Genomic DNA, 14,791 nt, shown 5'->3' with positions numbered 1-14,791 from the left:
CGTTTAAAAATCGAGCTTTAATCCTCAAGGATTGGTCGATATAATGGCCGATCTTTTGGGGCAACCCCCGGAACAACGTCAGAGGCGGAACTAAGGTGTCGTGGAGCGATAAAGGGCGCCAACTAAAACATAATCTAGCCCGTGTAAATTGGTATTTTTGCACTGGCGTACTGTTTTTGTTGAGTGTGCTCGGCACAGTAGCTTGGGGTGGTGTACAACTTCATAACCTGCTCAATGACGCAGATGCCTTACCTATTGAGGCGGTCGCACTGAAAGGTGAGCGTGTTTACACCACCGATGACGAGATTAAAAATGCGCTGCAATCGTTAATGCAAAACAGCTTTTTTAGCGCAGATGTTGTTGATGTACAAAAAGCATTAGAGGCATTGCCGTGGGTTTATCATGCTTCTGTAAGGCGCGAATGGCCGGCTAAGTTCAAGGTAACACTGCAAGAACAACAAGCCGTAGCACATTGGAATAATACGGCTTGGTTAAATGTAAATGGTGAAGTATTTGAAGCGCTTGCCCATGCAGAGCATGCAACTTTGCCTATGTTATCTGGCCCAGAAGGCACAGAGCAAGAAGTGTTAACCAGTTTTCAACAGTTAAATGATTTGCTCACAATTAATGGTTTTACCTTGGTCAATTTACGATTAAGTCCGCGTCACGCTTGGCATGCTGTTTTAGCTAACGGGATAGAGATTGAACTAGGGCGAGAAGATAAAATGTCACGGATACAAAGATTTATTAATGTGTATCCTACTTTGAAGCAAAGTAATAAACCAGTTGCAACCGTTGATTTACGATACGATACCGGGTTTGCAGTAGGCTGGGATGATCCAAAACAGAGAGCCGACAATAAATGACCAAGAATCAGGAAAGAAACCTCATCGTGGGGCTAGATATAGGGACATCCAAGGTCGCAGTGATCATTGGTGAAGTATTACCTGATGGTGAGATTAGTGTCATTGGTTTAGGTAACCATCCCTCACGCGGAATGGACAAAGGCGGTGTTAACGATCTTGACTCGATTGTACGCAGTGTACAGCGCGCATTAGACCAAGCTGAGTTAATGGCAGATTGCCAAGTATCGTCAGTGTACTTAAGTATTTCAGGTAAACACATTGCTTGCCAAAACGAAAATGGCATGGTGTCGATTAATGACGAAGAAGTGACACAAGAAGACGTCGACAATGTTATCCACACTGCACGTTCGGTAAAAATACCAACAGAACGTCGTATTTTACATGTGTTACCGCAAGAGTATTCAATTGACGTGCAAGATGGCATTAAAAGCCCAATCGGTATGTCAGGTATGCGCATGGAAGCCAAAGCGCACATCGTGACCTGTGCAAACGACATGGCAAAGAACATCACCAAAAGTGTTGAACGTTGTGGTTTAAAAGTCGACGACTTAGTGTTTTCTGGTATTGCGTCGGCCGACTCTGTCTTGACCAACGACGAAAAAGATTTAGGGGTATGTATCGTCGATATTGGTGGTGGAACAACCGATATTGCTGTATACACCAACGGCGCACTTCGTCACTGTGCGGTTATCCCAGTAGCGGGTAATCAAGTCACCAGCGACATCGCCAAAATATTCAGAACACCGTTAACACATGCTGAGCAAATTAAAGTGCAATTTGCCAGCGCAAGAAGTTCAACGGTGAGCCGCGAAGACAGCATTGAAGTTCCGTCAGTGGGCGGTCGTCCTTCGCGTAGTATGTCCAGGCATACATTGGCTGAAGTTGTAGAGCCAAGATACCAAGAATTGTTTGAGCTTGTGCTCAAGCAGCTGCAAGACAGTGGGTTAGAAGATCAAATTGCAGCAGGCATAGTACTCACCGGAGGCACGTCCTCAATATCAGGTGCAGTTGACATTGCCGAGGCAACATTTGGTATGCCAGTTCGTGTGGCATCACCATTGCCTGTAAAAGGGTTATACGAATATGTGGATCAACCTATTTACTCAACAGGAATAGGCTTGCTTCATTATGGCGCAAGGCGAGTTATCGAACGTCAGTTTGAGCGACCTGAGCGTCAAGGGGTTACCAGCTTTTTGAATCGGGTAAAAAGTTGGTTTAAGGGTGAATTTTAATAACGCAGACATACGGAGATCAGACAATGTTTGAGATCATGGACACTCATTCAGACGAAGCGGTGATTAAGGTCATCGGCGTCGGTGGTGGTGGCGGAAACGCCGTCGAACATATGGTAAAACACAGCATCGAAGGTGTTGAATTTATCGTCACAAATACAGATGCCCAAGCATTACGTAAATCAAGCGCGGGTTCAACAATCCAGCTTGGTCGTGATGTAACCAAAGGTCTTGGGGCTGGCGCAAACCCTGATGTGGGGCGCCAGGCTGCTGAAGAAGATCGTGAAAACATTCGCGCAGCGATTAAAGGATCTGACATGATCTTTATCGCAGCCGGTATGGGTGGTGGTACCGGTACTGGTGCTGCACCTGTCGTTGCAGAAATTGCACGCGAAGAAGGTATCTTAACTGTTGCTGTTGTGACCAAACCGTTCCCATTTGAAGGCAAAAAGCGTATGGCATACGCTGAGCTAGGGATTGCAGAGTTAGCTAAGCATGTGGATTCGTTAATTACTATCCCCAATGAAAAGCTGCTAAAAGTACTTGGCCGTGGCACATCATTACTTGATGCATTTGCTGCTGCTAACAACGTACTTCTTGGTGCGGTTCAAGGTATTGCTGAGCTTATTACTCGTCCAGGCTTAATTAACGTCGATTTCGCCGACGTTAAAACGGTAATGTCAGAAATGGGCAATGCCATGATGGGTACCGGTGTGGCAACAGGTGACGACCGTGCAGAAGAAGCTGCAGAAGCAGCGGTTGCCAGTCCATTACTTGAAGATATTGATTTAGCTGGTGCGCGCGGCGTGTTAGTTAACATCACCGCCGGTATGGACATCAGTATCGAAGAGCTTGAAACCGTGGGTAACCATGTTAAAGCTTATGCGTCAGACAACGCGACAGTGGTTGTTGGTGCGGTCATCGATCCTGAAATGAGCGAAGAGTTACGCGTAACAGTGGTTGCTACAGGTATTGGCGCAGAGAAAAAGCCAGACATTCAATTGGTTTCTAAGCCAGTTGCGCGTCCAGAGCCTGTTGCCATTGAGCCTCGCCCAGAGCCAGTTGAAGAGGTTGCTCCTCAAACTAGCTATACAGCGGCACCAAAAGGCAATGCGGTTCCACAGCCACAACCTACTCAACGCCCAGATGCTGACTATCTTGATATTCCAGCATTCTTGCGTAAGCAGGCTGACTAAAACTCGGATAAAACGTGATGTTTTCGCGTGATTAATGAGTACGCTGTTGTGAAAAAGATTATTTTGTAGGTCGGTTCACGATTTTGCTACTGAGTGAGTGATTTTTTTGTGAAAATCCAAACTTATGATAGCATGTCATACCAGATCTGCATGATAGTCTCAGGCTATTTTTGCAACTATTTGTTTAATATTGATATTTACGGGTTACTGAATGATTTTTCAAAGAACTGTTCAAAAAATGGTGAAGAGCACTGGTGTCGGATTGCATTCTGGCAACAAAGTGACTCTATGCATTATGCCCGCACCAGTAAATACAGGGATTGTACTTAAACGTACCGATCTTAGCCCCGCTGTGTCGATTCCAGCCAAGGCGGATATGGTGCGTGAAACAACCATGTGTACAGCCTTAGTCAACGATGCTGGTATTAGAATTTCAACGATTGAGCATTTGTTTGCAGCACTTGCCGGCTTAGGTATCGATAATGCTATTATCGAAGTCGATGCACCAGAAATCCCGATTATGGATGGCAGTGCAAGCCCGTTTGTGTTCTTACTGCAAAGTGCAGGGATCAAAGAACAAACGGCACCGAAAAAATACCTTAAAATCACTAAGCCTGTGCGTGTTGAAGATGGCGATAAATGGGCAGAGCTAACGCCTTTTAAAGGTTTTAGAGTTAATTTTAAAATTGACTTTGCTCACCCTGAAATTGCCCGCAGTCAACAACACATGATTATGGATTTTTCGACTTCAGCGTTTGTAAAAGACATTAGTCGTGCCAGAACATTTGGTTTTATGCGTGATATTGAATACCTACGTGCAAATAACCTTGCATTAGGTGGCAGCATGGAAAATGCCGTTGTACTTGACGAATATCGTGTATTAAACCCTGATGGTCTGCGTTATGAAGACGAATTCGTTAAGCATAAAATTCTCGACGCATTTGGTGACTTGTACGTTGCAGGTCATGCGATTGTGGGCGAGTTTACGGCATTCAAAACCGGTCATGCACTTAACAATCAACTTGTTAGAGCGTTACTTGCCCAGCAAGATGCATGGGAACTAGTCAGCTTTGATAAAGAGGCTGATGTTCCCGTCAGCTTCATGGTTCCGGGTGCGCTGGCGCACGCTTAACCGTTAAGATTGCCTATTACGGCTGGCTAATGCAGCCAGCCGTTTTAGTTTTTCACCTAGCGTACCATCGACATGCTCCGCTAATGCTTCAATATGTTGTGCCGCAGTTGAACTGATTGCATTTTGATTAGTTGTGGGTTTTGGTCTCGCTAAGGCAAGTCTAGGATTGACTTTTACCTCAATAGCGGTAAGCATCGGAAGCGTGTCAACTTGAAGCTGTAGTAATAGCTTCTGCTTTTGGAAATTAATTCTCGCGGCCCATGCCGCTGAAGTGGTTTCAATTACAAGAACACCCTGGCGGAGATTAGCAACTTTAAGCTGCTCAGCCACAGGACCAGTTAATGTCTGTTTTACATATTGATTCAGACTATTTAATAGTTCTGCTTTCTCGGCAAGTTCAGGCAGTCGCCCTGACACATGAACTAAATTGCTGAGATCTTGAGGGGGCTTTTTCATATGATAATAAGATGGCTGAATTAGGCTATGAGTGTAACAGTTTTTATCCAAGGTCGAAATGGTGTAACACGTTGGCAACCCAGCAAGCGTTGGTTACTCTTACCTATTATTCTAATGGCTACAGGCACAGGAATATATCAATACAACACAGAGCGATTTGCCAGCCAACAGGCTAAAGTTGACGAAAATAAACAATTACGTGAACAGCAAAAGCAGCAAGTGTTAAAACTCAAAAATGCCACCGAAACCCAGTTAGCAACTCTTGTTGCTCACGTGGCGAAAATGCAAGCCAAAATTACCCGACTTGAAGCCCTAGGCCAACAAGTAGCACAAAACAACCTTCTTGATGATCAATTCGACTTCTCTGCAGAAGTGGGCATTGGTGGGTTAAGTGAAATGGGTAATGGCGTCGAATTAAGTCAGCTTATGGACGAAATGAATAAGCTGGCATTCAGAATTGATAATAATAATGTTCAGCTAACACTACTTGAAACAGTGTCATCTAATCTCCATATAGATGAAGAGCGTTATATATCAGGGCGACCAATCGACAAAGGTTGGTTATCTTCGCCCTATGGTTTACGAAATGACCCTTTTAATGGCCGTCGAACAATGCACAAAGGTATTGATTTTGCCGGTAAAGAAGGGGCAGATGTTATTGCGACTGCAGCAGGCGTAGTAACATGGTCAGGAAGCATGTTTGGATATGGTGAGTTAGTCGAAATTGATCATGGAAATGGTCTTCGTACTCGTTATGGTCATAATAAATCTCTGTCAGTAAACGTAGGTGACGTCGTTGCCAAAGGCGATAAAATTGCCAGTATGGGAAGCACAGGCCGTTCAACCGGCCCCCATGTGCATTACGAAGTGTTGCGCGGTAAACAGCAAGTCGATCCACAAAAGTACGTCTACCGCAAAGCAAGTTAATAATATTAACGGTTAATGCGCTCAAATGAGCCAAACCTACAACAGATAAGTGATTAAGATGTTAGGCAAACTACTGACAAAAGTATTCGGAAGTCGCAACGACCGTACCCTGAAAAGTCTCGGAAAAATTGTAAACCAAATTAATGCATTAGAAGCTGATTATGAAAAGTTATCTAATGACGAATTGAAAGCCAAAACCGATGAGTTTCGTAAGCGTCTTGACGGCGGTGAAACGCTTGATGACATCATGGCAGAAGCCTTTGCTGTCGTTCGTGAAGCATCAAAGCGTGTATTTGAAATGCGCCACTTTGACGTACAGTTACTCGGCGGTATGGTATTAGACAGTAACCGCATTGCTGAAATGAGAACCGGTGAAGGTAAAACGTTAACCGCAACATTGCCAGCATACCTTAACGGATTAACTGGTAAGGGTGTACACATCATTACCGTCAATGACTACTTAGCGCGTCGTGATGCTGAAAACAACCGCCCATTATTTGAGTTCTTAGGTCTAACGGTTGGTATCAACGTAGCCGGCCTTGGCCAGTTTGAAAAGAAAGAAGCTTATAATTCAGATATTACTTACGGTACTAACAACGAATTTGGCTTCGATTATCTTCGCGATAACATGGCTTTTTCACCGCAAGAACGTGTGCAGCGCCCACTGCACTACGCACTGATTGATGAAGTCGATTCAATTTTAATCGACGAAGCGCGTACACCATTAATTATTTCTGGCGCGGCTGAAGATAGTTCTGAGCTCTACACTAAAATTAACCTGTTAATCCCAAGCCTAATTCGCCAAGATAAAGAAGACACTGAAGATGAAATTGGTGATGGCGACTACAGCATCGATGAAAAAGGCAAGCAAGTTCATTTAACTGAGCGTGGTCAAGAAAAAGTCGAATTACTGCTAATCGAAAAAGGCATGCTTGCCGAAGGTGATTCACTGTATTCAGCAACTAACATTTCGTTACTTCACCATGTTAATGCGGCATTACGTGCGCACACTTTATTTGAAAAAGATGTCGACTATATTGTACAAGACGATGAAGTCATCATCGTTGATGAACATACAGGCCGTACCATGCCTGGTCGTCGATGGTCTGAAGGATTACACCAAGCTGTTGAAGCTAAAGAAGGTGTTAAAATCCAAAATGAAAACCAAACACTCGCCTCTATTACCTTCCAGAACTACTTCCGTCAGTATGAAAAGCTGGCTGGTATGACTGGTACAGCGGATACAGAAGCATTCGAATTTCAGCACATCTACGGTTTAGATACTGTAGTGGTACCAACAAACCGCCCGATGGTTCGTAATGACATGGCTGATTTGGTCTATCTAACGGCGCCAGAAAAATACGCTGCAATCATTAAAGACATCGAAGGCTGTCGAGAGCGCGGTCAGCCAGTTCTTGTTGGTACTGTATCTATTGAACAATCCGAGCTTTTAGCCAGCTTACTTAAAAAAGCAAAAATACCTCATAGCGTATTGAATGCTAAGTTCCACGAAAAAGAAGCTGAAATTGTTGCCCAAGCAGGTCGGATTGGCGCTGTGACTATTGCAACAAACATGGCTGGTCGTGGTACAGACATCGTTTTAGGTGGTAACTGGAAGGTAGAAATCGAAAACCTTGTAAATCCAACTGACGAACAAATTGCCAAAATTCGCAGTGACTGGAAAATTCAGCATGATAAAGTTCTCGAAGCCGGCGGTTTACACATCTTAGGTACAGAGCGTCACGAATCTCGCCGTATCGATAATCAGTTACGTGGTCGAGCTGGTCGTCAAGGTGATGCAGGTTCATCACGATTCTACTTATCTATGGAAGATAGCTTAATGCGTATCTTCGCATCAGACCGTGTATCGGGCATGATGAAAAAGCTGGGTATGGAAGAAGGTGAAGCGATTGAACACCCATGGGTATCGCGCGCTATCGAAAATGCTCAACGTAAAGTAGAAGCACGTAACTTCGATATTCGTAAACAACTTTTAGAATATGACGACGTGGCAAATGATCAACGTCAAGTCGTCTACGCTCAACGCAACGAACTAATGGACGCAGAAAGCATCGAAGATACCATTAAAAACATTGAACAAGATGTTATCGCTGGTGTTATCGATCAATATATTCCACCACAATCATTAGAAGAGTTGTGGGATGTTCCAGGTTTAGAGCAACGTTTATCAAATGAGTTTAATCTTAAACTCACCATCCAAGAATGGTTAGATAAAGAAGAAGACCTTCACGAAGAAACATTGCGCGAGCGTATTGTTGATACCTGGACCCAAGCTTACCAAGCTAAAGAGCAAATGGTTGGCGCACAAGTGCTACGCCAATTTGAGAAAGCTGTCATGCTTCAAACGCTTGACGGCCTATGGAAAGAGCATCTCGCGGCGATGGATCATTTACGCCAAGGTATCCACCTCCGTGGTTACGCGCAAAAGAATCCAAAGCAAGAGTATAAGCGTGAGTCATTTGAATTATTCCAACAAATGTTGGAGACATTAAAAAATGATGTCATTAGCGTATTGTCTAAAGTGCAAGTGCAAGCCCAATCAGATGTCGACGAGATGGAACAGCGCCGTCGTGAAGAAGAAGCTAAAATTCAACATGCTTATCAACATGCAGCCGCTGAATCACTCACTGGTGGTTCAGAAGAGCCAGTACCAGAAGCACCAAAAACAGTTGTTCGTGATGGTGAAAAAATTGGCCGTAATGATCCATGCCCATGTGGTTCCGGTCTAAAGTACAAACAGTGTCACGGTAAGCTCAGTTAATTTATCGAATTCATTGTGAATAAAGGCAGCGTGTATACGCTGCCTTTATTGTTTGTATAGGATACAAAATATCAACAAAATAAAGCCGTTGTGGATAACTTTGGGGGTAAATGGTGAGTATCGTGTAGTTAAGTAACCAAACGCATAAAAGATCGTAAAAAGATCATTTTTTTGCACAAAAGCGCTTGCACTAAATCTTATGGTGCCTATAATGCGCATCCACTGACACGGCAGACAGCGAAAGCAGAAACCGGTGAGTGTTATCAAGCTACTGAGGTAGCGAAGATAACGGCAAAAAGAAGTTTGAAAAAACACTTGACGCCATAAAGGGAATGCGTAAAATACGCAGCCCTGACCTACTGAAACGGTCAACGCTCTTTAACAATTTATCAAGTAATCTGTGTGGACATTCACAGGTATTGAGTTATTCGAAATTGTCTTCTTGTTCTTCGGAATGTAGGCAATCAAAAAATTTAACTCAATGATGAGAATGTTCATAGTTATATGACACTGCAGCAATGTAGTGAATAATTCGTGAGCTCTTTGAGCGAAGCGAATTATAACAGTAGAATTCATTGAGCCGTTCGACGTAGTCGAACAAAAAAACTTTAATTGAAGAGTTTGATCATGGCTCAGATTGAACGCTGGCGGCAGGCCTAACACATGCAAGTCGAGCGGTAACACAAGGGAGCTTGCTCCTGAGGTGACGAGCGGCGGACGGGTGAGTAATGCCTAGGGATCTGCCCAGTCGAGGGGGATAACAGTTGGAAACGACTGCTAATACCGCATACGCCCTACGGGGGAAAGGAGGGGACCTTCGGGCCTTTCGCGATTGGATGAACCTAGGTGGGATTAGCTAGTTGGTGAGGTAATGGCTCACCAAGGCGACGATCCCTAGCTGTTCTGAGAGGATGATCAGCCACACTGGGACTGAGACACGGCCCAGACTCCTACGGGAGGCAGCAGTGGGGAATATTGCACAATGGGCGAAAGCCTGATGCAGCCATGCCGCGTGTGTGAAGAAGGCCTTCGGGTTGTAAAGCACTTTCAGTAGGGAGGAAAGGGTATTGCTTAATACGTAATATCTGTGACGTTACCTACAGAAGAAGGACCGGCTAACTCCGTGCCAGCAGCCGCGGTAATACGGAGGGTCCGAGCGTTAATCGGAATTACTGGGCGTAAAGCGTGCGCAGGCGGTTTGTTAAGCCAGATGTGAAATCCCCGGGCTCAACCTGGGAATTGCATTTGGAACTGGCGAACTAGAGTCTTGTAGAGGGGGGTAGAATTCCAGGTGTAGCGGTGAAATGCGTAGAGATCTGGAGGAATACCGGTGGCGAAGGCGGCCCCCTGGACAAAGACTGACGCTCATGCACGAAAGCGTGGGGAGCAAACAGGATTAGATACCCTGGTAGTCCACGCCGTAAACGATGTCTACTCGGAGTTTGGTGCCTTGAGCACTGGGCTCTCAAGCTAACGCATTAAGTAGACCGCCTGGGGAGTACGGCCGCAAGGTTAAAACTCAAATGAATTGACGGGGGCCCGCACAAGCGGTGGAGCATGTGGTTTAATTCGATGCAACGCGAAGAACCTTACCTACTCTTGACATCCACAGAAGATTGCAGAGATGCGATTGTGCCTTCGGGAACTGTGAGACAGGTGCTGCATGGCTGTCGTCAGCTCGTGTTGTGAAATGTTGGGTTAAGTCCCGCAACGAGCGCAACCCCTATCCTTATTTGCCAGCACGTAATGGTGGGAACTCTAGGGAGACTGCCGGTGATAAACCGGAGGAAGGTGGGGACGACGTCAAGTCATCATGGCCCTTACGAGTAGGGCTACACACGTGCTACAATGGCGAGTACAGAGGGTTGCAAAGCCGCGAGGTGGAGCTAATCTCACAAAGCTCGTCGTAGTCCGGATTGGAGTCTGCAACTCGACTCCATGAAGTCGGAATCGCTAGTAATCGTAGATCAGAATGCTACGGTGAATACGTTCCCGGGCCTTGTACACACCGCCCGTCACACCATGGGAGTGGGCTGCAAAAGAAGTGGGTAGTTTAACCTTCGGGAGAACGCTCACCACTTTGTGGTTCATGACTGGGGTGAAGTCGTAACAAGGTAGCCCTAGGGGAACCTGGGGCTGGATCACCTCCTTACCTATACGACTAACTCAATACCTAAAATGCAGCAATGCATGTGAGTGTTCACACAGATTACTTGATAGAAAGAAAGAGAAAGATATCGAAAGGTATTTTTTGCGGATTTTGATTGTTAATCAAGGCGCTTGAGGAATGAGGAAGGATGTGTAGTTCGCTACATAACGACCGAATGACGAAAGCAACGCTGAGTAACGATTAAAAGACCAAAAAGAATGGGTCTGTAGCTCAGCTGGTTAGAGCGCACCCCTGATAAGGGTGAGGTCGGTGGTTCAAGTCCACTCTGACCCACCAAATCTTCTTTAACTCTGCGTTAATTTATCCCTCGTTTAGCAAGCTAAACGTCGGCATAAATAGCCTTGATTTAAATCGATTTGGCTTCGCCAATCTTAGTGATTGGATACCGGATATCAATCTCAACTGCATGTAAATGGGGCTATAGCTCAGCTGGGAGAGCGCCTGCCTTGCACGCAGGAGGTCTGCGGTTCGATCCCGCATAGCTCCACCATTTACTTGTTGGTTCAATTGGTTTGGTCAATACGCTATAAAAAGCGGTTCGATCCCACTCACATTGCTCCACCATGACATGCATTGGTTAGAGATGCCAAAGATAAACAAAATTTATCTTTGGCTTTTTTAAGCCCGCTCTTTAACAATTTGGAAAGCTGATAGTATTTAATTGCATGAGTCTGTCATGTGATTAATTACAAATCGTTTGATGCGNCACTTTATTTTAGGTGACGTATCAAACATTGAGTTCTCAAAACACTGTTTAAGTGTCTTGAATATTCTAAAAACTAAGGCGATTTCGTGTGCGAAAGTGCATGAATTATCAAAGTAAAAACCAGCTAGTTGCAATGCAACTCAAGTTTTTCTTATCTTTTGTTTAGGCAAAGGGTGAGCGCAATTAATCGCTTATTAGGCAAGGCTTGAAGTTGAACGACGAATGAGTGTAGCAGCGCTACATGATTGAAGAGTGAAACTGAACACGCCGCATAATAAGATGAGTAACAAGCGTAAGAAAGACCCATTTGGGTTGTATGGTTAAGTGACTAAGCGTATACGGTGGATGCCTTGGCAGTCAGAGGCGATGAAGGACGTAGTAACTTGCGAAAAGCGTTGGCGAGCTAGTAACAAGCATTTGAGCTAACGATGTCCGAATGGGGAAACCCACTCACATAAGTGAGTATCTGTACATGAATACATAGTGTGCAGAGGCAAACCCGGGGAACTGAAACATCTAAGTACCCGGAGGAAAAGAAATCAACCGAGATTCCCCTAGTAGCGGCGAGCGAACGGGGATTAGCCCTTAAGTCAGTGGGGTGTTAGTGGAATGTGTTGGAAAGCACAGCGGCACAGGGTGATAGCCCCGTACACGAAAACTAACCATTGATGAAAACGAGTAAGGCGGGACACGTGACATCCTGTTTGAATATGGGGGGACCATCCTCCAAGGCTAAATACTCCTGACTGACCGATAGTGAACCAGTACCGTGAGGGAAAGGCGAAAAGAACCCCTGTGAGGGGAGTGAAATAGAACCTGAAACCGTATACGTACAAGCAGTGGGAGCGGTTCTTGAGACCGTGACTGCGTACCTTTTGTATAATGGGTCAGCGACTTACATTTTGTAGCGAGGTTAAGCGAATAGCGGAGCCGTAGGGAAACCGAGTGTTAACTGCGCGTTTAGTTGCAAGGTGTAGACCCGAAACCCGGTGATCTAGCCATGGGCAGGTTGAAGGTTGAGTAACATCAACTGGAGGACCGAACCGACTTATGTTGAAAAATGAGCGGATGACTTGTGGCTGGGGTGAAAGGCCAATCAAACCGGGAGATATCTGGTTCTCCTCGAAAGCTATTTAGGTAGCGCCTCGTACGAACACCATTGGGGGTAGAGCACTGTTAAGGCTAGGGGGTCATCCCGACTTACCAACCCTTTGCAAACTCCGAATACCAATGAGTGCTATACGGGAGACAGACGGCGGGTGCTAACGTCCGTCGTCAAAAGGGAAACAACCCAGACCGTCAGCTAAGGTCCCAAAGTGTATGTTAAGTGGGAAACGATGTGGGAAGGCTTAGACAGCTAGGATGTTGGCTTAGAAGCAGCCATCATTTAAAGAAAGCGTAATAGCTCACTAGTCGAGTCGGCCTGCGCGGAAGATGTAACGGGGCTAAACATACCACCGAAGCTACGGGTGCATTTCATTAGAGATGCGCGGTAGAGGAGCGTTCTGTAAGCGGTTGAAGGTGAAGGGGTAACCCACACTGGACGTATCAGAAGTGCGAATGCTGACATGAGTAACGATAAAGGGAGTGAAAAACTCCCTCGCCGAAAGACCAAGGGTTCCTGTCCAACGTTAATCGGGGCAGGGTGAGTCGACCCCTAAGGTGAGGCCGAAAGGCGTAATCGATGGGAAACAGATTAATATTTCTGTACTTCTGCTAACTGCGATGGAGAGACGGAGAAGGCTAGGCTAGCGCGGCGTTGGTAGTCCGCGTTTAAGGTGGTAGGCTGATTTCTTAGGCAAATCCGGGAAATCTTAAGGCCGAGAGCTGATGACGAGTCACTAAGGTGATGAAGTAGTTAATGCCATGCTTCCAGGAAAATCTTCTAAGCTTCAGGTTAGTAGGAATCGTACCCCAAACCGACACAGGTGGTCGGGTAGAGAATACCAAGGCGCTTGAGAGAACTCGGCTGAAGGAACTAGGCAAAATGGTACCGTAACTTCGGGAGAAGGTACGCTCTTGGCGGTGATGAGACTTGCTCTCTAAGCTGCTGGGAGTCGCAGATACCAGGTGGCTGCAACTGTTTATCAAAAACACAGCACTGTGCAAAATCGCAAGATGACGTATACGGTGTGACGCCTGCCCGGTGCCGGAAGGTTAATTGATTGGGTTATCGCAAGAGAAGCTCATGATCGAAGCCCCGGTAAACGGCGGCCGTAACTATAACGGTCCTAAGGTAGCGAAATTCCTTGTCGGGTAAGTTCCGACCTGCACGAATGGCGTAATGATGGCCACGCTGTCTCCAGCCGAGACTCAGTGAAGTTGAAATTGCGGTGAAGATGCCGTATACCCGCGGCTAGACGGAAAGACCCCGTGAACCTTTACTATAGCTTGGCACTGAACATTGAACCTACATGTGTAGGATAGGTGGGAGACTTTGAAGCATGAACGCTAGTTTGTGTGGAGTCGTCCTTGAAATACCACCCTTGTAGTTTTGATGTTCTAACTCTGACCCCTAATCGGGGTTGAGGACAGTGCCTGGTGGGTAGTTTGACTGGGGCGGTCTCCTCCCAAAGAGTAACGGAGGAGCACGAAGGTTGGCTAAGTACGGTCGGACATCGTACGGTTAGTGCAATGGCATAAGCCAGCTTAACTGCGAGACATACACGTCGAGCAGGTACGAAAGTAGGTCATAGTGATCCGGTGGTTCTGAATGGAAGGGCCATCGCTCAACGGATAAAAGGTACTCCGGGGATAACAGGCTGATACCGCCCAAGAGTTCATATCGACGGCGGTGTTTGGCACCTCGATGTCGGCTCATCACATCCTGGGGCTGAAGTCGGTCCCAAGGGTATGGCTGTTCGCCATTTAAAGTGGTACGCGAGCTGGGTTCAGAACGTCGTGAGACAGTTCGGTCCCTATCTGCCGTGGGCGTTGGATGATTGAAGGGAGCTGCTCCTAGTACGAGAGGACCGGAGTGGACGAACCGCTGGTGTTCGGGTTGTTATGCCAATAGCATTGCCCGGTAGCTACGTTCGGAATCGATAACCGCTGAAAGCATCTAAGCGGGAAGCGAGCCCTAAGATGAGTCATCCCTAGGTCTTTAAGACCTCTAAAGAGCCGTTCGAGACTAGGACGTTGATAGGCATGGTGTGTAAGCGTTGTGAGGCGTTGAGCTAACATGTACTAATGACTCGTGAGGCTTAACCATACAACCCAGATGGGTTTTACTGATACTTAGTATTAGAATAGAGCGCTTAAATAGTGTAGAGAAACTCAAACAATCAGCTTTCCGAATTATTATTTAATGCCTAATGAAGAATT

Annotated in this window: 7 protein-coding genes, 2 tRNA genes and 2 rRNA genes; 10 read left to right on the top strand and 1 reads right to left on the bottom strand. The window is 45.9% G+C overall.

The features are described 5' to 3' along the window. Positions 1 to 95: 95 nt before the first annotated feature. From PQR79_RS14565 to lpxC, 4 genes are all read left to right on the top strand, one after another. A complete protein-coding gene (locus PQR79_RS14565) occupies positions 96 to 866 on the top strand; it encodes a cell division protein FtsQ/DivIB (protein ID WP_238107721.1) in 771 nt (256 codons plus the stop codon). After that, the gene (gene ftsA, locus PQR79_RS14560) at positions 863 to 2,098 is read left to right on the top strand and encodes a cell division protein FtsA (RefSeq protein WP_101088499.1); all 1,236 of its coding nucleotides are present in this window, start codon (positions 863 to 865) and stop codon (positions 2,096 to 2,098) included. Before PQR79_RS14565 ends, ftsA begins: the two co-directional genes overlap by 4 nt. 26 nt (positions 2,099 to 2,124) lie before the next feature. Then, complete coding sequence (gene ftsZ / locus PQR79_RS14555) at positions 2,125 to 3,294, top strand: cell division protein FtsZ (protein ID WP_188919458.1); 1,170 nt, start codon at positions 2,125 to 2,127, stop codon at positions 3,292 to 3,294. Positions 3,295 to 3,505: 211 nt separating this feature from the next. Beyond that, on the top strand, positions 3,506 to 4,426 hold the full coding sequence (gene lpxC, locus PQR79_RS14550; protein ID WP_238107720.1) for a UDP-3-O-acyl-N-acetylglucosamine deacetylase: 921 nt from the start codon (positions 3,506 to 3,508) through the stop codon (positions 4,424 to 4,426). 3 nt (positions 4,427 to 4,429) lie between these two features. On the opposite strand, the gene PQR79_RS14545 is transcribed toward lpxC, so the two are convergent. After that, positions 4,430 to 4,882, bottom strand: coding sequence for a DUF721 domain-containing protein (locus tag PQR79_RS14545; protein ID WP_238107719.1), 453 nt, complete (start codon positions 4,880 to 4,882; stop codon positions 4,430 to 4,432). 27 nt (positions 4,883 to 4,909) lie between these two features. Between PQR79_RS14545 and PQR79_RS14540 the strand changes: the two genes are divergently transcribed. The 6 genes from PQR79_RS14540 to PQR79_RS14515 all read left to right on the top strand — a co-directional run bounded on the left by PQR79_RS14540 (position 4,910) and on the right by PQR79_RS14515 (position 14,678). Beyond that, positions 4,910 to 5,809 (top strand): M23 family metallopeptidase, encoded by a 900-nt coding sequence (locus PQR79_RS14540; RefSeq protein ID WP_238107718.1) that lies wholly within the window; start codon positions 4,910 to 4,912, stop codon positions 5,807 to 5,809. A gap of 58 nt (positions 5,810 to 5,867) precedes the next feature. After that, complete coding sequence (gene secA / locus PQR79_RS14535) at positions 5,868 to 8,591, top strand: preprotein translocase subunit SecA (RefSeq protein ID WP_238107717.1); 2,724 nt, start codon at positions 5,868 to 5,870, stop codon at positions 8,589 to 8,591. Between the two features lie 609 nt (positions 8,592 to 9,200). After that, positions 9,201 to 10,743: ribosomal RNA gene (locus PQR79_RS14530) — 16S ribosomal RNA — on the top strand. Between the two features lie 217 nt (positions 10,744 to 10,960). Beyond that, a tRNA-Ile gene (locus PQR79_RS14525) sits at positions 10,961 to 11,037 on the top strand. A 138-nt stretch (positions 11,038 to 11,175) separates the two neighbouring features. Further along, positions 11,176 to 11,251, top strand: a tRNA-Ala gene (locus tag PQR79_RS14520). 534 nt (positions 11,252 to 11,785) lie between these two features. After that, a 23S ribosomal RNA gene (locus PQR79_RS14515) occupies positions 11,786 to 14,678 on the top strand. Together the 16S and 23S rRNA genes with 2 tRNA genes alongside form the textbook arrangement of a ribosomal RNA operon. The last annotated feature ends 113 nt before the right edge of the window (positions 14,679 to 14,791 follow it).

Origin of the sequence: Shewanella metallivivens, from assembly GCF_028750675.1 — a bacterium.
GTDB lineage: Bacteria > Pseudomonadota > Gammaproteobacteria > Enterobacterales > Shewanellaceae > Shewanella > Shewanella metallivivens.
This window is presented reverse-complemented; position numbering and strand designations above follow the sequence as displayed.

Excerpts from the sequence above, each read along its gene's own strand:
- PQR79_RS14545 (WP_238107719.1), bottom strand. The coding sequence starts at position 4,882 with ATGAAAAAGCCCCCTCAAGATCTCAGCAATTTAGTTCATGTGTCAGGG.
- ftsA (WP_101088499.1), top strand. The coding sequence starts at position 863 with ATGACCAAGAATCAGGAAAGAAACCTCATCGTGGGGCTAGATATAGGG.
- PQR79_RS14540 (WP_238107718.1), top strand. The coding sequence starts at position 4,910 with ATGAGTGTAACAGTTTTTATCCAAGGTCGAAATGGTGTAACACGTTGG.
- lpxC (WP_238107720.1), top strand. The coding sequence starts at position 3,506 with ATGATTTTTCAAAGAACTGTTCAAAAAATGGTGAAGAGCACTGGTGTC.
- ftsZ (WP_188919458.1), top strand. The coding sequence starts at position 2,125 with ATGTTTGAGATCATGGACACTCATTCAGACGAAGCGGTGATTAAGGTC.
- secA (WP_238107717.1), top strand. The coding sequence starts at position 5,868 with ATGTTAGGCAAACTACTGACAAAAGTATTCGGAAGTCGCAACGACCGT.